This is a genomic window from Mycobacterium sp., from assembly GCF_032162105.1.
Taxonomy (GTDB): domain Bacteria; phylum Actinomycetota; class Actinomycetes; order Mycobacteriales; family Mycobacteriaceae; genus Mycobacterium.
The window spans coordinates 1-19,159 of sequence record NZ_JAVRPS010000712.1; the positions used below are offsets into that span (position 1 = coordinate 1).

General features: G+C 67.8%; 18 protein-coding genes and 1 pseudogene. 10 read left to right on the forward strand and 9 right to left on the reverse strand.

Annotated elements, in window-relative coordinates; all coding sequences use genetic code 11:
• Window positions 1-133 precede the first annotated feature (133 nt).
• The 5 genes and pseudogenes from QOC69_RS36080 to QOC69_RS36100 all read left to right on the forward strand — a co-directional run bounded on the left by QOC69_RS36080 (window position 134) and on the right by QOC69_RS36100 (window position 2,960).
• Complete coding sequence (locus QOC69_RS36080; RefSeq protein ID WP_526447638.1) at window positions 134-808, forward strand: methyltransferase family protein; 675 nt, start codon at window positions 134-136, stop codon at window positions 806-808.
• Between the two features lie 10 nt (window positions 809-818).
• Window positions 819-1,493, forward strand: a complete 675-nt coding sequence (locus QOC69_RS36085; RefSeq protein ID WP_526447640.1) for a methyltransferase family protein — start codon at window positions 819-821, stop codon at window positions 1,491-1,493.
• Between the two features lie 52 nt (window positions 1,494-1,545).
• Window positions 1,546-1,773, forward strand: coding sequence for a YlcI/YnfO family protein (locus tag QOC69_RS36090; RefSeq protein WP_526447642.1), 228 nt, complete (start codon window positions 1,546-1,548; stop codon window positions 1,771-1,773).
• On the forward strand, window positions 1,770-2,177 hold the full coding sequence (locus tag QOC69_RS36095; RefSeq protein ID WP_526447644.1) for a TA system VapC family ribonuclease toxin: 408 nt from the start codon (window positions 1,770-1,772) through the stop codon (window positions 2,175-2,177). Before QOC69_RS36090 ends, QOC69_RS36095 begins: the two co-directional genes overlap by 4 nt.
• A 203-nt stretch (window positions 2,178-2,380) precedes the next feature.
• Window positions 2,381-2,960, forward strand: a pseudogene (locus QOC69_RS36100) (DUF4126 family protein).
• On the opposite strand, the gene glgC reads toward QOC69_RS36100, so the two are convergent.
• Window positions 2,957-4,171, reverse strand: coding sequence for a glucose-1-phosphate adenylyltransferase (gene glgC, locus QOC69_RS36105; protein WP_526447646.1), 1,215 nt, complete (start codon window positions 4,169-4,171; stop codon window positions 2,957-2,959). The pseudogene QOC69_RS36100 and the gene glgC sit on opposite strands and share 4 nt — an antisense overlap.
• Window positions 4,172-4,296: 125 nt before the next feature.
• Here glgC and glgA point away from each other — a divergent pair, with 125 nt between their 5' ends.
• Window positions 4,297-5,460: a glycogen synthase gene (glgA, locus tag QOC69_RS36110; protein ID WP_526447648.1), complete on the forward strand. Its 1,164-nt coding sequence runs from the start codon at window positions 4,297-4,299 to the stop codon at window positions 5,458-5,460.
• 66 nt (window positions 5,461-5,526) lie between these two features.
• Here glgA and QOC69_RS36115 read toward each other — a convergent pair whose 3' ends face one another.
• From QOC69_RS36115 to log, 7 genes are all read right to left on the reverse strand, one after another.
• Window positions 5,527-5,694: a DUF3117 domain-containing protein gene (locus tag QOC69_RS36115; protein ID WP_003406247.1), complete on the reverse strand. Its 168-nt coding sequence runs from the start codon at window positions 5,692-5,694 to the stop codon at window positions 5,527-5,529.
• Between the two features lie 178 nt (window positions 5,695-5,872).
• Window positions 5,873-6,469: a DNA-3-methyladenine glycosylase I gene (locus QOC69_RS36120; protein ID WP_526447650.1), complete on the reverse strand. Its 597-nt coding sequence runs from the start codon at window positions 6,467-6,469 to the stop codon at window positions 5,873-5,875.
• Window positions 6,469-6,852 carry a DivIVA domain-containing protein gene (locus tag QOC69_RS36125; RefSeq protein WP_526447652.1) on the reverse strand — a complete coding sequence of 128 codons (384 nt, stop codon included), beginning with the start codon at window positions 6,850-6,852 and terminating at the stop codon, window positions 6,469-6,471. The genes QOC69_RS36120 and QOC69_RS36125 overlap by 1 nt, the downstream gene beginning before the upstream one ends.
• Window positions 6,853-6,906: 54 nt before the next feature.
• Window positions 6,907-7,857 (reverse strand): glucosyl-3-phosphoglycerate synthase, encoded by a 951-nt coding sequence (locus tag QOC69_RS36130; protein ID WP_526447654.1) that lies wholly within the window; start codon window positions 7,855-7,857, stop codon window positions 6,907-6,909.
• The gene (folP, locus tag QOC69_RS36135; protein WP_526447670.1) at window positions 7,854-8,684 is read right to left on the reverse strand and encodes a dihydropteroate synthase; all 831 of its coding nucleotides are present in this window, start codon (window positions 8,682-8,684) and stop codon (window positions 7,854-7,856) included. The genes QOC69_RS36130 and folP overlap by 4 nt, the downstream gene beginning before the upstream one ends.
• A 117-nt stretch (window positions 8,685-8,801) precedes the next feature.
• A complete protein-coding gene (fadD6, locus tag QOC69_RS36140; RefSeq protein ID WP_526447656.1) occupies window positions 8,802-10,589 on the reverse strand; it encodes a long-chain-acyl-CoA synthetase FadD6 in 1,788 nt (595 codons plus the stop codon).
• A gap of 43 nt (window positions 10,590-10,632) precedes the next feature.
• A complete protein-coding gene (log, locus tag QOC69_RS36145; RefSeq protein WP_526447658.1) occupies window positions 10,633-11,211 on the reverse strand; it encodes a cytokinin riboside 5'-monophosphate phosphoribohydrolase in 579 nt (192 codons plus the stop codon).
• A gap of 99 nt (window positions 11,212-11,310) precedes the next feature.
• Between log and QOC69_RS36150 the strand changes: the two genes are divergently transcribed.
• From QOC69_RS36150 to QOC69_RS36165, 4 genes are all read left to right on the forward strand, one after another.
• Entirely contained in the window at window positions 11,311-13,389 is a 2,079-nt protein-coding gene (locus tag QOC69_RS36150; RefSeq protein ID WP_526447660.1) for an ATP-binding protein, read from the forward strand.
• Window positions 13,390-13,574: 185 nt separating this feature from the next.
• Window positions 13,575-15,875, forward strand: a complete 2,301-nt coding sequence (locus tag QOC69_RS36155) for a TPR repeat domain-containing protein (RefSeq protein WP_526447662.1) — start codon at window positions 13,575-13,577, stop codon at window positions 15,873-15,875.
• A gap of 5 nt (window positions 15,876-15,880) precedes the next feature.
• On the forward strand, window positions 15,881-16,807 hold the full coding sequence (locus QOC69_RS36160; RefSeq protein WP_526447664.1) for a hypothetical protein: 927 nt from the start codon (window positions 15,881-15,883) through the stop codon (window positions 16,805-16,807).
• Between the two features lie 15 nt (window positions 16,808-16,822).
• A complete protein-coding gene (locus tag QOC69_RS36165) occupies window positions 16,823-17,617 on the forward strand; it encodes a type VII secretion target (protein ID WP_526447666.1) in 795 nt (264 codons plus the stop codon).
• Here QOC69_RS36165 and QOC69_RS36170 read toward each other — a convergent pair.
• The coding region (locus QOC69_RS36170) for an ABC-F family ATP-binding cassette domain-containing protein (RefSeq protein ID WP_526447668.1) at window positions 17,614-19,159 on the reverse strand (1,546 nt) is incomplete at its 5' end. The two genes, QOC69_RS36165 and QOC69_RS36170, sit on opposite strands and share 4 nt — an antisense overlap.

Below are 19,159 nucleotides of genomic sequence, written 5' to 3' on the forward strand. Positions count from 1 at the left end.
ATCGATGCGGTCCTGTTCGCAATTCGCATCTTCGACGAGGAGAAGGCGCTCACCGAAGGGCTCCACGGATACCGGGAGTACGCCGAGACGGTGCATTCCCGTTTGGTACCAGGCGTGTGGTGAAGGACAGGACATGAAGATCGCGCTTCAAGCGCTGCCGTCATTCGTCATCGGGCTGGTGGTGTTCGGACTGCTGGTGTTCTGGCCGGCAGGCACATTCGACTACTGGCAGGGCTGGGCGTTCATCGCGGTGTTCGCCGCTTCGACCACGATCCCGAGCATCTACCTGGCGGCGACCAATCCCGCCGCCCTCAAGCGACGGATGCAGGCGGGGCCCGCGGCCGAGACGCGACCGCTGCAGAAGATCATCATCACGATCGCGTTCCTCTCGCTGGGAGCGATGATCGTGTTGAGCGCGTTGGACTTTCGCTTCGGCTGGTCCTCGGTGCCCGCCGCGGTCTCCGTGGTCGGTGACGCATTGGTCGCCGTTGGGCTTCTCATCGCGATGATCACGACGATCCAGAACGGGTACGCCGCCGCGAACATCAAGGTCGAGTCCGCCCAGACGGTCGTGTCGACGGGCGTGTACTCCGTTGTCCGCCACCCGATGTACTTCGGAAACGTCGTGCTGATGATCGGCATCCCGCTGGCACTTGGGTCCTATTGGGGACTTCTGCTCGTAATACCTGGCTTGGCCGTGCTCGTCACCCGGATCCTCGACGAGGAGAAGGTGCTGACACAACAGTTGGCCGGCTACGCCGATTACGCCCAGCGGGTGCACGCCCGACTGGTGCCCTACGTGTGGTGATGGAGGAATCATGAAGATCGCCGTGCAAACACTGGCGTCGGGACTTCTCGGAGTGGCGTTCTTCGTCGTACTGCTGTTCTGGCCGACGGGCACGCTGAACTATTGGCAGGCATGGGTTTTCATCGCCGTGTTCATCGTTGCCACCCTCGTCCCGAGCGTCTATCTCGCGGTGAAGGATCCGGCAGCACTTCAGCGGCGGATGAAGGCCGGGCCGATCGCCGAGACCAGAACCATTCAGAAGCTCGTCATCACCGGGACGATCGTCGCGGTCGTCGCGGTGCTCGTCGTCAGTGCGCTCGACCATCGGTTCGGTTGGTCGGATGTGCCGACACCCGTCGTCGTGCTCGGCAACGTCCTGGTCGGCATTGGGCTGGGGTTCACGCAGCTCGTCGTCATCCAGAACAGCTATGCGGCCGCGACCATCACGGTGGAGGCGGACCAGAAGGTGGTGTCGACGGGCGTCTACGGCCTCGTCCGGCATCCGATGTACGTGGGCACGCTCATCATGATGGTCGGCACTCCGCTTGCGCTCGACTCGTACTGGGGACTGCTGGTGACCATCCTGACCTTTCCGATCCTTGCGCTCCGCATCGACGACGAAGAGAAGATGCTGCGTCAGGAACTCGACGGGTACGACGAGTACACGAAGAAGGTGCACTACCGGTTGGTGCCGGGAGTGTGGTGACCACTGACGAATAGCATCAGTGCATCATGATGTGTTGATGCTAAGATGTGGCGTGCGCACCACCATCGACCTCCCGGACGACCTGCACAAACAGGCGCAGGCGATCGCGCGCGACACCCATCGCACGTTGAGTGAGACCGTCGCCGATCTCATCCGGCGTGGCATGGGCACCGGCAAGGTGGCGGCCATGTCGACAGATCCTCGGACGGGACTGCCGGTGGTCAGCGTCGGGACGATCGTGACCTCCGATGACGTGCGCTCGCTGGAGGACGACGAGTGACGACCCTGCTCGACGCGAACGTGCTCATCGCAATGGTCGTCGCCGAGCACGTGCATCACGATGCAGCCGCCGAATGGCTGTCGACGTCCGGGTCCGACTTTGCGACCTGCCCGATTACGCAGGGCAGCCTCGTTCGGTTCCTGTTGCGCTCCGGCCACTCGGCGTCCGCCGCACGCGACGTCGTCGTCGCAGTGGGGAGCGCGAGCCGTCACGAATTCTGGCCCGACCACGTGTCCTTCGCCGACGTCGAATTGGGCGGCGTGGTCGGCCACCGCCAGGTCACCGATGCTTACCTTGCTCAACTCGCGCGCAGCCGCGGAGGGCAACTGGTGACGCTCGACAGCGGCCTGGCGCACTTGCACGGTGACGTCGCGGTGCTCGTTCCGACGGGCGGTGCCGCATGACCGGGAGACCATGCCCCGGCGGCGGCAAGAGCTGGTCGGTCGACAAGGCAGGAAAGCCGATATGTCCGCGCTGTTTTCGCGCACTCGCCACCGTGGCAGGCAAGGGGCGGTCGGTAGCAAACACGCCAAAGGTCCCGCCGCACGACAAGCCCCCACCACGCGATCAGCAGAAGGTCCGGCGCCAAAGCTGAGACACTGACGTCGTGGAACTGCTGACCGGCTTCGGGCTGGCCACCGCGGCGGGACTCAACGCCTACATCCCGCTGCTGGCGCTCGGCCTGCTGTCCCGGTTCACCGACCTGGTGACGTTGCCGCACGCCTGGGCCTGGCTGGAGAACGGCTGGGTCATGTCGATCGTCGCCGCGTTGCTCGTCGTCGAGGTCGTCGCCGACAAGATCCCCGCACTCGACAGCGTCAACGACGCCATCCAGACGTTCGTCCGGCCGACGGCGGGCGGCATCGTGTTCGGGTCCGGCACGGCCGCCCAGACCTCCGCGGTCACCGACCCTGGCGCGTTCGCGCAGACCGGACAATGGATTCCGGTCGTCGTCGGTGTCGTCGTCGCCCTGGTCGTGTCGCTCACGAAGTCGGCCGTGCGGCCGGCCGCCAACGTCGCCACCGCCGGTGCTGAGCACCATCGAGGACGTCACCAGCATTGGGCTGGTGTTCGTGGCGATCCTGATCCCGGTGCTGGTGTTGGTGGCACTGGCCGCGTTGGCCTCGGCGGTGCTGACGGTGCTGCGCCGGCGGCGTCGCCGACGGCAGCGTGCAGAACCGGCCTAGATCCAGATGCCCTTGCCGACGGCCACCACGCCGCCCGCGCTGATCGCGAACCGCTCGCGGTCCTTCTCCAGATCGACGCCGACCATCTCGCCGGGACCGACGACCACGTTCTTGTCCAGGATCGCGTGCCGCACCACCGCGCCTCGGCCCACCCGCACGCCCGGCATCAGCACGCTGCCCTCGACGATCGCCCCGTCGTCGACCACGACGTTGGACGACAGCACCGAGTTCCGCACCGACGCCGCCGAGATGATGCTGCCCGCACCGACCACCGACTCCTGCGCCGAGCCGCCGTTGACGAACTTGGCGGGCGCGAGGTTCTCCGGCTCGCCCCGGATCGGCCAGCGCCGGTTGTACAGGTTGAACACCGGGTGCACCGACACCAGATCCATGTGCGCGTCGTAGAAGGCGTCCAGCGTGCCGACGTCGCGCCAGTAACCGTGATCGCGCTCCGTCGCACCGGGCACTTCGTTGTTCTTGAAGTCGTAGACCGCCGCCATGCCGTCCCGCACCAGCCGCGGAATGATGTCGCCGCCCATGTCGTGATCGGAGTGGTCGTCGTCGGCGTCGGCGCGGATCGCGTCGACGAGCACCTTGGTGCTGAAGATGTAGTTGCCCATCGACGCGAAGGTCTGCTCGGGGTCATCGGGCGTGCCCGGCGGGTCGGCGGGCTTCTCCACGAACTCGCGGATGCGTCCGGAGTCGTCGGCGTCGATGCATCCGAACGCCGTGGCCTCACTCCGCGGCACCCGGATGCCTGCGACCGTCGCGCCCGCACCGCTCTCGATGTGGAACTGGAGCATCTGCTCCGGGTCCATCCGATAGATGTGGTCGGCACCGAACACGACGACGTAGTCGGGGTCCTCGTCGTAGATGAGGTTGAGCGACTGCAGAATCGCGTCCGCCGATCCGGTGTACCAGCGCGGGCCGAGTCGCTGTTGCGCGGGGACCGGCGTGATGTACTCCCCGGCAAGCCCGGAAAGCCGCCAGTTCTGCGAGATGTGGCGGTCCAGCGAATGCGATTTGTATTGCGTGAGAACGCAGATCCGGAGGTACCGGGCGTTGACCAGATTGGATAGCACGAAGTCGATGAGCCGGTAGGCGCCCCCGAACGGAACCGCAGGCTTGGCCCGGTCGGCGGTCAGCGGATAGAGACGCTTGCCCTCACCGCCGGCCAGGACGATCCCCAGCACGTGTGGCAATTCCCTCATGGATCAAATCTATCGGCCGCCACGAGCTGCGGCTAGGCATTGACACGATTGACCGTGAGTTCTGACGGGCTGTAGGTCAAGACAATTGGGTGCGGTGACTGCCATGGACTACTACCGTCTTCACCATGCGGGTGGCGATGATGACACGGGAGTATCCACCCGAGGTGTACGGCGGTGCCGGGGTGCACGTCACCGAGCTCGTCGCGCAGCTTCGGCATCTGTGTGAGGTCGACGTGCACTGCATGGGCGCGCCGCGCGACGGCGCCTTCGTGGCGCAGCCCGACCCCGCGCTGCTGGGCGCCAACCCGGCCCTGTCCACGCTGTCGGCCGACCTGGTGATGGTGAACGCCGCGGCCTCGGCGACGGTCGTGCACTCCCACACCTGGTACACCGGGATGGCAGGCCACCTCGCCGCGCTGCTGCACGGCGTTCCCCATGTCTTGACCGCGCATTCGCTCGAGCCGATGCGGCCGTGGAAGGCCGAACAACTCGGTGGCGGCTACCGCGTGTCGTCGTGGGTGGAGCGCACCGCGGTGGAGGCCGCCGACGCCGTGATCGCGGTGAGCTCCGGCATGCGCGACGACGTGCTGAGAACCTATCCGGCGCTGGACCCCAACCGGGTGCACGTCGTGCGCAACGGCATCGACACGCAGGTGTGGTATCCGGCCCAGCCGCAGCCGGGCGACTCGGTGCTCGCCGACCTCGGCGTCGACCCGACGAAGCCGATCGTGGCGTTCGTCGGCAGGATCACCCGGCAGAAGGGCGTCGCGCACCTGGTCGCGGCGGCACACCGGTTCGCGCCGGACGTTCAGCTGGTGCTGTGCGCCGGCGCGCCGGACACCCCCGAGATCGCGGCCGAGGTGGCGGCGGCGGTACAGGGCCTGGCCGCCGTCCGCGCCGGGGTGTTCTGGGTGCGGGAGATGCTGCCGACCACGAAGATTCGCGAAATACTCTCGGCTGCAACCGTTTTCGTGTGTCCGTCGGTTTACGAGCCACTGGGCATCGTGAACCTGGAGGCGATGGCGTGCGCGACGGCGGTGGTCGCTTCGGACGTCGGCGGCATTCCCGAGGTGGTGGCCGACCAGGAAACCGGGCTACTGGTGCACTACGACCCCGCCGACACCGCGACCTTCGAGGCCGGCCTCGCCGACGCGGTGAACGCGCTTGTCGCCGAACCGGAGCGGGCCCAGCGGTATGGGCGGACGGGACGCCAGCGCTGTATCGACGAGTTCTCCTGGGCGCACATCGCCGAGCAGACGCTCGACATCTATCGGAAGATCGCCTCGTAGCGACTTTGGCCCCGCGTGCGACGGTGGGTCCCCGCGTGCAACGGTGGGCCCCCGCGTGCAACGGGACTAGCTGGTGACGCCCTTGAGTTCGTCGCCGAGGGCAGCGGCCTCGTCCGGAGTGAGTTCGACGACAAGACGTCCGCCACCCTCCAGTGGTACCCGCATCACGATGCCACGCCCCTCCTTGGTTGCTTCCAATGGACCGTCGCCGGTCCGGGGCTTCATCGCCGCCATCGACTACTCCCTCCGCACATGCGGGCCCGCGCGAGCGGATCCGTCGAGCCGGGACTGCCCACCCGTCGGCAGCTCCCAGCACTGAACTGCAACTGAACTCCTACATTGTTCCCTATGACGGGCGTTCGATGTGCAAAGACCCGGCCAAGGTCCTCGGGAGACACCGCCACGACGACGCTCACGCCTCGACGGGCACCCAGCACGATGCGAGGTGATCGTCGACCATCCCGGTCGCCTGCATCAGCGCGTAGGCGGTGGTCGGGCCGACGAATTTAAACCCGCGACGCTTCAGTTCCTTGGCCATCGCCGTGGACTCGGGAGTGACCGCAGGCACCCCGGACGGGTCGACGGGACGGGGCCTCGCCGGCGGAGCGAACGACCACAGCAACTCGCCCAGATCGGCGTCCAGGTCGGCGACCGCGCGGGCATTGGCGATGGTGGCCTCGACTTTGGCGCGGTTGCGGACGATCCCGGCGTCGGCCATCAACCGCTCGACGTCGCGCTCGGTGAATCCGGCCACCTTCGCGACGTCGAACTGCTCGAAGGCACGCCGAAAGTTCTCCCGCTTGCGCAGGATGATCAGCCACGACAGCCCACTCTGGAACGCCTCCAGCGACATCCGCTCGAACAGGTCGCGAGCGCCCCGCAGCGGGCGGCCCCACTCGTAATCGTGGTAGTCGCGGTACATGACGGAATCGGGTGCGGCCGAACGGGATCCGGTGAAGTCGGCCCAACTGCAGCGGATCCGCCCGCCCCCCTCCTCGGCGACGGTCATCAGTCCACCCGTCCTTCATCGGGCAACGCGTGCGCGCCCTGGTGCACCTCGTCACCGGTCTCCTCGGAGTCCTCGGAGTCCTCGTCGTCGAGGCCCTGCACGGCGCGCACCGCGTCGAGTTGACCACGGAGGAGATCGAGCTCCTGACCCAACCGTTCGAGCACCCAGTCGACCTCGCTGGTCTTGTAGCCGCGCAGTGTCTGGGTGAACTTGACGGCGTCGACGTCGGAGCCGGTCACGCCCGATGCGGGCAACACCGTCGCGGTGGTGCCCCTCGGCAGCGGCGGCAACCGCTCGCCGCGGCCGATCAGCACGCTGCCAAGACCGAACAGCACAGTGGCCACCAGGATGAGCACGACCAGGTACAGCAGAATCAAGGTCACGACATCGATACTGCCGCAAGCCTACGACGCCGTGCGTACCGGACTGCCGGCTCGCTACCTGGGCCGCACGGTGGCCATCGGCGGCCGGTCCGTCAGCGACACCGTCGACGTGCGGGGGGTGTAGGCCTCACCGTCGGCGAAGAACTGCGTCAGGCCCACCCCCGAATCGGGGACGCCACACCGGGACAGCAGGGTGGCGATCACCTGCCTGCTCATCGCGGCGAGTTCGGTGATCGGGCGGTTGCGGTGCGTGCGGACGCCGAGGTTCACCTGGGCGATCGCGTCCAGGCCCAGCCGGTCGTAGGTGTCGATCAGGAGACCGATCTCGACGCCGTAGGCCGGCGCGAACGGCACCGACGTCAGCAGTTCGCGGGTGCCGGCGTACTCGCCGCCCAGCGGCTGCAGCAGGCAGGTCAACTCCGGGCGCAACGCGGCCAGCAGCGGCCGCGCGACGAGTTCGGTGACCCGGCCGCCGCCGTTGGCGTCCTCGCTGCCGCTCACCTTCAGCGGGCGGCGGTAGAAACCCTTGACCAGGTGCACGCCGTCGGCCGTCAGCAGCGGGCCGAGCAGCTTCGGCACGAACATCGGATCCGGATCGATCAGGTCGGAGTCGACGAATACCACCAGGTCGCCGGTGGTCGCGGCGAGGGACCGCCACAGCACCTCACCCTTGCCGGGCTGTGTCTCGACCTCGGGCAGCGCGACTTCGCGGCTGATCACGCGGGCGCCCGCGGCGAGGGCACGGATCTCGGTGTCGTCGGTCGAACCGGAGTCCAGCACGATCAGCTCGTCGACCAGCCCGCCGAGCAGCGGCGCGATGGTCTCGACCACCGAGCCGACGGTGTCCTCCTCGTTGAGCGCGGGCAGAACCACCGAAATGGTGCGGCCGGCCTTCGCCGCCTCGAGTTCGGCGATGGTCCACGTGGGCCGGCCCCAGGTGTGATCGGTGAGCCAGCGGTGCCCGGCTACGGCGTCGACGTCGGCGAGATCAGGTGTCAAGGTCATGCCAGTCCCCTCACGGTCCGCGTCGGTGGACGCACCCCTTGGATCGACGCGACCATCTCGAGTACGCGCCGAGTGGGACCGACCTCGTGGACCCGGAACATGGCCGCCCCCGCCTCGGCGGCGAGCGCCGTCGCAGCCAGGGTGCCCTCCAGGCGTTCGGTCAACCCCACACCCAGAGTTTCCCCGACGAAATCCTTGTTGCTGAGAGCCATCAGGACGGGCCATCCAGTGTTTACAAGGTCTTTTACGTGGCGCAACAAACTAAGACCATGGTGAGTGTTCTTACCAAAATCGTGGGTCGGATCGATTAAGACGGCCTCACGCGCCACTCCAGCAGCAACCGCGCGTTCGGCCGCGGCGGTGACTTCGGCGATCACGTCGTCGACCACACCGCGCTCGGACACCCCGTAGTTGGCCCGAAACGGCCTGGTCCGCGGCGTCGCGCCACCCGTGTGAGAGCACACCAGGCCCGCACCGAACTCGGCGGCGACGTCGGCCAACCCGGGATCGGCCCCGGCCCAGGTGTCGTTGATCAGGTCGGCGCCGGCCGCGCAGGCCTGTTTGGCGACCGCGGCGCGCCAGGTGTCGACGCTGATCAGCTGGTCGGGAAAGGTGTTGCGGAGCCATTCGATGAATGGCACGACGCGGGCGGTCTCCTGGTCGGCGTCGACGTCGCTACCGGGGCCTGCCTTGACGCCGCCGACGTCGACCACGTCGGCGCCGTCCTCGATCACCCGATGGGCGGCCGCCTTGGCCGCGTCGTCGGAGAACGTCGCGCCGCGGTCGTAGAACGAGTCCGGCGTCCGGTTCACGATCGCCATGATCATGGCGCGATCGCCGGCCACGGGCCGGCCCAGAAACGTCGACTGCACCTCTCCAGGCTAGCTGCCAGCGATTTCGGCGCGCTTTCGTTCGCTGGGGCGACGGTTTGCGCTCCGAAATCGCTAGGACTTGGGGCGCTTGCCGTCGGCGACCTCGGCCGGGTAATCGCCGTAGAACGGCACGTAACCCTCGTCGCGGCCGGACAGCACGTACAGCGCGTCGTCGGACTTCTCGCCGCTGCCGTAGCCCTGCTTGCGCAGGTCGACCTTCTGACTCTTGAACGTCGACGTGTGCGCGAGGGTCTCGACGACCCGCACGAACAGCGGCACGGCGTAACCGGGCAGGTGCGCGTAGGCGGCCTTCGCCAGCACCTTGCCGTCGAACTCCTGGCCCTCCTTGAGCTGGATGGCCACCATGCCGGCCCGCCCGCCCGCGCCCGGCACCTCGACGCCGAACACCGTGCACTCCTCCACCTGCGGGTCCGTCGACACCGCGGCTTCGACCTCGGTGGTGGCGACGTTCTCGCCCTTCCACCGGAACGTGTCGCCGAGGCGGTCGGTGAACGCGGCGTGCCCGAATCCCTGCGAGCGCATGAGGTCGCCGGTGTTGAACCAGACGTCGCCGTCCTTGAAGGCGTTGCGGACGAGTTTCTTCTCGGTGGCGTCCTTGTCGGTGTAGCCGTCGAAGGGCTGGAAGCTGCTCACCTTGGAAAGCAGTAGGCCCGGCTCCCCTGCCTTCACCTTGTGGACGCGGCCGTCCTTGCCGCGTTTCGGTTCGCCCGACTCGTCGTCGTACTCGACGAAGGCGATGGGCGACGGGCAGATACCCGTCGTCTTGTCCACGTTGAACACGTTGAGGAAGGCGGTGTTGCCCTCGCTGGCGCCGTAGAACTCGCACACCCGGTCGATGCCGAACCGCTTGGTGAACTCGTCCCAGATGGCTGGGCGCAACCCGTTGCCCGCGATGACCCGGACGTGGTGCCGGCGGTCGGTCGGCTTGGGCGGTTGGTTGAGCAGGTAGGCGCAGATCTCGCCGATGTAGACGAAGGCCGTTGCGTCGTATCGGATGACGTCATCCCAGAACTTCGACGCCGAGAACGACTTGCCAAGCGCCAGCGTCGATCCCGAATTGAGCACCGAAGACAGCGCAACCGTGAGCGCGTTGTTGTGATAGAGCGGCAGGCAGCAGTACAGGGTGTCGTCGCTGGTCAGCCGCATGCCGAGGCCACCGAAGCCGCCCAGGGCGCGCAACCACCGGTAGTGCGTCATGACGCTGGCCTTCGGCATCCCGGTGGTGCCCGACGTGAAGATGTAGAAGGCCTTGTCCTTGGCCAGCACCGCGGAGGTAGTCGCGGGGTTTGTGGTCGGCGCGGTGGCGGCGAGCTGCTGGAGTTCGTCGACCGTCATCAACCCGTTGGTGTCGGCGCCGCTCTCGGTGATCGGCTCGATGAAATCGGTCTCGGCCACCACGGCCTTTGCGGCGAGCAACCCCAAGCTGTGCTTGAGCACGTCGCCGCGTTGGTGGTAGTTGAGCATCCCGGCGACCGCCCCGCACTTCACCGCGGCGAGCATGAGCAGCACCGACTGCGGCGAGTTGCGCAGCATGATGCCGACCACGTCGCCATGCCCGACGCCGCGCGCGGCGAGCACGGCGGCGTACCGGTTCACCGTCTCGTTGGACTCGCGGTAGGTCAGTTGCTCGTCGCCGAACTTGATGAAGACCTTGTCGCCGTAGCGGGCGGCCCGCTCCTGGAACACCTTGCCGATGGACGTCTTGGCCGTCGGGCGCGCCCCGAATCCGGTGATCACGCCGCGCAGGATGGCCGGCGCATCCATCAGCAGGCCGGGCAGCTGCGGCGCGATGTCGAGCAGGCCGACGCTGCTACGGATCCCCGATTTCTCGTCGCTCATGGCGCACAACCCTAGTGGCCAAGGTGTCCGCCGGTGACGGGCGTCACCCGGTGGGAGCGCAGGCGGCCAGCGCCGCTTCGACGTGGTCGACCACGACGAGCCGGTCCAGCGCGTCCGGCCCGACGTAACCCGTGGCGGCGAGCCCGCGCAGCCACGCCAACAAGCCGTCGTAGTGGCCGATCGGGTCGAGCATCACCAGCGGCTTGTCGTGCATGCCGAGATAACCGGCCGTCCAGGCCTCGAAGAACTCCTCGAGCGTGCCGATCCCGCCCGGCAGCACGATGAAGGCGTCCGCACGGTCCTCCATGACCTGTTTCCGCTCGCGCATGGTGTCGGTGACGATCAGCTCGTCGGCGTCGACGTCGGCGAGCTCGCGGTGCACCAGCGCCTTGGGGATCACCCCGACCGTGCGGCCGTTGTGCGCCCGAGCGGCACCGGCCAACGCGCCCATCGCCGAGACGTTGCCCCCGCCGGACACCAGCGTCCAGCCGCGGTCGGCGATGGCGGCGCCGACGCCGGTCGCCAGCGCCAGCAACTCGGGATGCCTCGGCCCCGACGCGCAGTAGACGCACACCGTCCACGGTCGGTCCTTCGTTTCGGTGAGTTCGGCGTCTTCTGACACACCGCCAACCTTAGGGAGCGCAGCGACCCGGGATTCGACGCCGCCGAGATTTGGCGCATTCATCGGTCCGGCCCCTCGGGCGCACCATAGGATCCGGCGGTGCCAGTCGACTGGGTGACCGCGCCGGAGGAACCGTTGCTCGACCAGCTGGAAGCGGCCGTTCGCAGCCGCGCCGGAGCCATGCTCGTCGGGCCTGCCGGGGTGGGCAAGACGTCACTGGCCCATGCGGCCGTCGCGAATCTCGGCGGTGAGTTCGCCCGCGTCGCGACGGTCACAGGGACGGTCGCCGGATCGACGGTGCCGTTCGCTGCGTTCGGCGATCTGATCCAGGTCGCCGACACCGGAAAGACGGCGGCAGTGCTGCGCGCGGCGCGCGAGTCCATCGGCGAAGGCGTGCTGTTGTTCGTCGACGATGCCCACGCCCTGGACAGGCTGTCCGCCGCGCTGGTGTATCAGCTCGGGATCAGCGGCGCGGCGCGGTTGATTCTCGTGGTCGACTCGGACGAGTCGATGCCCGATGGATTGTCGACGTTGGTGCGCGATCAGCTGGTAGCCCAGATCGACGTTGCGCCAACCGGATACGACGCGCGCCTGCTCGACGAGCAGGTGAGTGCGTTCGTCACCGGGCTACCGGAACGGGCATCGGCGGTGCTGGAGTTCCTGGCCGTCTCCGAACCGTTGTCCGTCGCCGTGCTGGCCGAGCTGGCGGGTGCCGACGCGGTATCGGCGGCGACCTCGGCGGGCGCGGTGGTGATCGACGGCGACGACGTGCGGCCCGCCCATCCCCTGTTCGCGCGCGCGGCGCGAAACCGACTGGACCCCGACCGGGAACGACGCGTGCGTACCGATCTGGTCGAGAAGCTGCCCGCCCCAACGGATGTCGTCGGGCGGTTGCAGCGCGCCGTGCTGGCGATGCACAGTGACCGGCCACTTCCGGTGACCGACCTCGTCGCGGCGGCCGACGAGGCGCTGCGGCTCGGCGATCTGGAGCTCAGCGAGCGACTCGGGCGGGCGGCGCTGGCCGACGGGGGCCTGGCGGCCCGGCTGCCGCTGGCCTATGCGCTCGCCTGGCAGGGACGCGGCCGCGACGCCGATGCCGTGCTCGCCGACGTCGATCCGGCTTCGTTGACCGAGGCGGAGTTGATGGCGTGGGCCCTACCGCGGGCGGCCAACCAGTTCTGGATGTTGTCCGAGCCGGAGCGGGCGACGGCGTTCCTGCAGACCACCCGCGGCCGGGTGACGACGCCGACGGCACGCACCACGCTCGATGCCTTGTCGGCGACGTTCGCGATGAACGCAGGCAGTCCGACCCGGGCCATGCAGGTCGCCGCCGAGGTGCTCGCGTCGCCGGACGCCGACGACACGGCGGTCGGCTGGGCATCGGCAGCGGCGGCGTTGAGTTCGGCGCGGATGGGCCTGTTCGCCGAGGTCGACTCGTTGGCCGAGCGGGCGTTGGCCGCAGGGCATCCCGGCCTGCTGCGGTTCACCTCCGGCTTCGGGCAGACGACCACACGATTGTTGGGCGGCGAGTTGGACGACGCTCAGGCGTTGGCGCAGCGACTCCTCGACTACACCCAGAGCCAACAGCCGGGGCGCGCGATCGGCGAGGTGTTGGTGGCCGACATCCTCATCGCTCGGGGTGAGCTGGACGAGGCCATCACGCTGCTGCGCGGAGCCGCCGCGGCCCTTGCGCCGACCGGCTACTCGTGGGGCCCACTGGCCTGGATGCTGTTGACACACGCGCTCGGTCAGCAGGGGCAGACCGCGGAGGCGGGCCGCACCTTGGCCAGGGCGGAGGCCCGGCACGGACTCAAGTCGATGCTGTTCGCCCCCGAGCTGTCCTTGGCCCGGGCGTGGACGTGTGCCTCACGGCGCGACGGCCACGGCGCGATCGATGCGGCCAGGGAAGCCGCCCGCGCGGCCGAGCGGGGCGGTCAGTCGGCGGTGGCGCTGCGGGCGCTGCACGACGCGGTACGGCTCGGCGACGTCCGCGCGGCCGACGGCATCGCGCGCCTGAGCCTCGATTGCGTGGTCGGCAGGCTCGCCCTCGATCACGGGCGCGCACTGGCCGCCGGTGACGCCGCGGCGTTGGACTCCGTGGCTGCGGCGTTCGCGGGCATCGGGATGCAGGGCGCGGCATCCGACGCCGCGGCGCAGGCCGATCGGGCGCGGGAGTAGGTGTTCGGTCAGTGCCGTCGCGGCGGACCGTCGTCGTCAGAAGCGTCGTAGCCGAGTACGTCGGGTCTCGGCATTGGCGGCATGGCGCCCTCGATCTGACCCTAATCCCAGAATTGGTGCCCGAGTGCACGTATCTGCGGCTTTAGGATCATTAGCTGACGGTAGGAATTAAGGGGGCTGCGGTCGTGAGCGTGCTGGATGCGTTCCTGTCGACGTGGTCGGATGCGCGATCCACGTTCGGCGAAGGCACTCCCGAAACCGGCTCCCAGTACGACAAGAGCGGGCCGCTGCAGGACATGCAGACCACCGTGCAGTCGGCGGCGCCGGGTTCGACGTGGACCGGCCGGGCGGCCAGCGCGTACGGCACCGCCAACACCGAGCACGGTGACGTCCTCGGAAAGCTCGCGGGGTTGGACCAGCGGCTCAGCGCGCAGGTGAACCAGTCATCGCAGGTCGTCGAGACCGGCCGGCGCAATCTCGATGCGTTGCGCCACTGGATGGTCGATGCCGCCGCGTCCGTGCCCCCTGGCAAGAACCGCGACCAGATGCTGCTGCCGATCGTGCAGAAGGGCCTCGGTCAGCTCACCGACATCGTCACCAAGTCCAACGGTGACCTCGGCAAGATCGGTGGCGAGATCCGGGCACTCGACGCCGAGTTCAGGGCGCTGGGAAACCAGAGATTCGTCAAGGAAGGCACCGGGGACGACGGTGCGCTCGGTGTCAAGGGTGACGAAGAGGAAAAGAAGAAGAAGGACATCGACGACAGCGGCGACCACGGACACGAAGACGGCGACTCGTTGTCCGACGGAAAGCTGTCTCCCGAGGAGTCCGCGCGGCTTCAAGGCGCGACCACGCTGACGCCCGAAGAGAAGGCGGCGTTGGATCGCGGCGACCTGACCATTCCTCCCGAGCGGATGGCGTACCTGAACGGCCTGTCCGACTCACTCGACGGCAAGTCGCCCGCCGAGATCAAGGCGACGCTGGCCAGTCTTCCACCCGAGGACGCCAAGGCGGTGTCCAACGCCTTGCACCTGGTGGGTTCCGACGCCGTGAAGACGACCGTCGACCCGTCGATCAAACCCGGCGAGGACGGCTACGTCCCGGCGACCGGCGGCAAGGAGAACCTGCCGAAGAGCATCCAGGACATCTTCGACGCACCTCTGCGCAACAACCCGACGGGCGACTGGATCACCAACCCCGACGGGTCGAAGACCTTCATACCGCCCGACTACAACAAGCCCTACAAGTTCCTCGACGAGTACCGCGACATCGCCGCGATCTCCAACTGCGGGGACCCCGACCTGCAGCGCAGCAGTGCTCTCAACGAGGGCATGCTGGCCGAATCACGCGAGCTGCTCGAGGACTCCGAGGGACACGTCTTTCCGGACTGGGACACTGACTGGAACCACCAGAACCTCGACCCGACGTTGCAGGACTTGCTGTCGGCGTCGTCGCACGACCCGATCGCCGTGCACGATGCGTTCGCCGGTGTGGACGGTCGCTCCCCGAACAACGACTTCATCCGCGACGTCTACCAACACGACTGGGCCGACAACGGCGCCGCCGCCGGACAGTTGTTCCCCGACACCACGGACCACTCCGAGCGGGCCGGCCAGACCATGCATGCCTTCGATGCCTACGCCGGACAGCACTACCAGGACCTGCTCAACATGAACGGGGGCAGGGAATCCCTCGGGGAGGTCAACCCCAATCTGGTGCAGTCATTGGGCGAGGCGAACAAGCCCTACATCGACGACATGGCAGGCGCGAACATCGATGGCACGCATGGCTTCGACGAGCTGGACAGCGGGGCGAACGCCAACAACATGCGTGGCTTGTTCGCCGTGATCGACTCTGACCCCACGGCGGAGAAGAACTTCAACGTGGCTGCGACCGCGACGTGGCGGGACATCGTTGCCGACTACTCGCAAGACCTCGCCAAGACAGGCATTCCCGACGGCGACCTGCTGACGGCGGCCGGGAAACTAGGTGGCGCGCAGGACATGGGCGAATACATCCATCAGCTCGACATGGGCAAAAGCGAATACGAAGCTTCCAAGGAGGCGTGGGAGAAGAAGGGCCAGTGGTACGACGTCATCCATGACGCCGTCTCAGAGGTACCGAAGGTCAAGGATGCGGTCGGGATCTACGACAAGATTCCGGGCGACCCACTGAAGGAGCTGTTCGTCGGCAAAGAGCCCACACCCGGGACGGTGACGCCGATGGTCTTGCGCGACCCAGGCGAGATCACCAGGCCCGTCGCCGAATACCTCGTCAGCCAGAAGGTGGGCGACCTGGGCGACCTGGCCCCATACGTTCACAACGGAGTGCTCGACGCGACCGCCCCCAGAAGGCTGGTCGAGGATTATGTGTCCCGCGTCGGACACAACAACGAGCTGCCGTATGTCGACTGGACCAGCGCATATCAGGCGTCCATCTACGTGTCCGAGGGCGAATTCAACAAGATCAAACCGCCAGAAGGATGAAAACAGTGACGAAGTCCCGCCTAGGGATGGTGCTCGGCGTTGTCGCGATCCTGCTCGGGGTCACCGCCTGCCATACCGAATCTGCGCCGCCACCACAGACTCCGACTCCGGCGGCGCAGCCCGCGAACTGGCCGCAGAACCTGAACGATTTCCGTTTCCGCTGGAGCGCCGACCCGGGATTTCCCTTGGACACCGGTTGGGCAGTGCCGCTGCGTGCCTACCTCGAATCGCTGCGCATCATCTATTACACCCTCGACCTGAACGCGGGCTATCCCGGGCTGAAGCGGGCGACACCGCAACCACCGGAGAAATTCTCCTCCGAGTGGAAGAAACTCCCCATCGTGCAACGAGACCTTCGTGGCGACATTGGGCTGGTGGACCTCGACAACCCGAGCAACCGGTTCGTCGGCAACGAGGATCTGCGCGTTCTCAGGGCAGAACCGATCCCGTCGGGTTTCCGCGCGTTCGTATGCGACGCGACGTATCGCGTGTTCAAGGAGACGGTCGGCTCGCGGCTCGCCCCCGTGAACCTCTTCCCGACGACGGACGCCGCCAACCTCGACCGCGACAACATGGCCGTCTGGCGGATCGAGTTCAGTGACAAGGACCCACGCGCCGGGGCGTCGCTGCCCTCGCCGCAGTCAGCCCAATGGGGCCCGTTGCCTGCTCCGCGCGACGACGTGTTCGGCCCGTGGTTCGTCACCGGCTCCTACCTGGTCAGCGCATGGTCCGGCAGCGACTTTCCCGGACTGGCATCAGGCACTCCGGAGTACGACCAAAGGCTCCGTGAAGCGCAAACAGCCGAGGAGACGATGCGTCAGCAATGCCTTGACCAATATCCGCTGAACGCCGAACAACGCAAGGCGATCGCCACCACCGTCATCGACAAACCAGCAACCGTGGAGCCAGCCCTACCCGGCTGGCCGGAATGAGATCGGTGAACCGCCATGAATGAACCGCTCTACGTCCAGCCCGACGGCGTTCGCACCTTCTCGCAGGTGCACGACCAGGTCGTGTCCGCCCTATCGCAGATAATGGGTTCGGCCGCACCGGAAGCGCTCGGCGTCGAGACCTCGCACGGGCCGATCGCGTCCGCCGTGAGCGCCGCGTTGGGCCAAGTCCTCGGCAGTCGCCAGGGCACCATGCAGAACACGTCGACCTCCGGTCAGACCATCTCGGAGCTGCTTCAGAAGGCTGCCCAGATGTACGAACAGGGCGACCAGAAGGGCGCCGAGACGCTCAGGAAGGCCGCAGAGGCGCTGCAGGCCAACGAGGCTGGCGGCGCGGGTGGCGCTTCCGGGACAGCAGGTGGTGCCGCGGGTGGCGCGGCGGGCGCAGGCGGCGGTGCCGAACAGATGGGCCAGATCGCAGGCCAGGTCGGGCAGCAGGTCGGCCAGATGGCGCAGTCGATCGCGCAACCGCTGCAGGGTCTCGTCCAAGGGCTGCAACAACTCCCGCAGCAAGTCATGCAGGGCGTCCAGGGCATCGTTCAGTCGGCCGCCGGGTCCGCGGGTGCCGCTGGGTCGGCGGGGACCAAGGCCGAAGGTACCAAGGCCGACGAAAAGGACCAGACCGGAGACAAGGAACCCAAGACCGACGAACCACGCAAGGACGATCCGCCCGTCCAGCGCGCCGAGGCCCAGCCCGGGAAGTCCGCCGAGCAGGGCAGGGCCCCAGAGCCGCCGCCTGAGGTGAAGCGCGCCGAGCCCGCGCAGACCCGACCGCAGCAGTCACCGCTCTAACTCAGGCGGCCGCCGACCAATTGAAGCCGCCGTTGCACCCCGATCGCGTCGAGGAAGCTCTCGTCGTGGCTGACCACCACGAAGGCTCCCCGGTAGGCGTTTAGTGCGGACTCCAACTGGCCGACGCTGACCAGGTCGAGGTTGTTGGTCGGCTCGTCGAGCAGCAGCAACTGCGGCGCGGGCTCGGCGTTGAGCACGCACACCAACGTCGCCCGCAACCGTTCACCACCCGAAAGCGCCCCAACCGGCAGGTGAATGTGGTCGCCGCGAAACAGGAACTGCGCCAACAGATGCATGCGCCGGGTGTGGGTCAGGCTGGGCGCGTACGCGGCGAGACTCTCGGCGACGGTGCGGTCGGGGTCGAGCAGGTCCAGCCGTTGCGACAGGTAGGCGATCCGGCCGTCGGCGCGTTGCACGTCGCCCCGCTCCGGCGGCAGGTCGCCGGTGATGACGCGCAGGAGCGTCGACTTGCCCGCGCCGTTGGGACCGGTCAGCGCGATCCGCTCCGGGCCACGGATGTCTAGGTCGATGCCGTTGTCCTCGAATAGCTTTCGTCCTCCCCTGCTGATCTGGACACCACGCGCGGCGAGGACGGTGCGGCCGACGGGCACGTCGGTGTCGGGCAGGTCGAGCACGATGGCGTCGTCGTCGCGCACCGTGCGCTCGGCCTGGTCGAGTCGCGTCCTGGCGTCGTCGACCCGCTTGGCGTGCACGTCATCGGATCGGGCGGCCGACTCCTGGGCATCGCGCTTGAGCATGCCCGCCACGATCTTGGGCAGACCGGCGTTCTTGACGTTGCGCGCCGCGGTGCCCGCACGTCGCGCGGCGCGTTCTCTGGCCTGCTGCATCTGGCGCTTCTCGCGCTTCAGCATCGACTCCGCGTTGCGGACGTCGGACTCGGCGACGCGTTGCGCGGCGTCGACTGCGTTCTCGTAGTCGGTGAAAGTGCCTCCGTAGAAGATGATTTCACCCCGATGCAGCTCGGCGATGCGGTCCATCCGGTCCAACAGCACCCGGTCGTGACTGACCACCAGCAGGGTGCCTGCGAAGTCGTCGAGCGAGCCGTACAGGCGGTGCCGGGCGTCGACGTCGAGGTTGTTGGTCGGCTCGTCGAGCAGCAGCACGTCGGGCCGCCTGAGCAGCTGAGCGGCCAGGCCGACCGACACCACCTCGCCGCCGCTGAGCGATCCCAACGGCCGGTCCAGCGCGAGGCCGGCCAGTCCGAGCCGGTCGAGTTGGGCGCGCAGCCGCTCCTCGACGTCCCAGTCGTCGCCGATCGCAGCGAAGACCGCCTCGGAGGCGTCGCCGCCGGCGAGTGCGTCGAGCGCGGCGATGACGGGCGCGACGCCGAGGACGTCGGCGACGGTCCGCTCGGCGTCGAAGGGCAGTGTCTGCGGCAGGTAGCCCAGGGTGCCGTCGACGGTGACGGCGCCTGCCGTGGGCGAGTACTCGCCTGTGATCAGTCTGAGCAACGTGCTCTTGCCCGCACCGTTGGGCGCGACGAGCCCGGTGCGGCCACCGGGGACGGTGAAGGACAGGTCG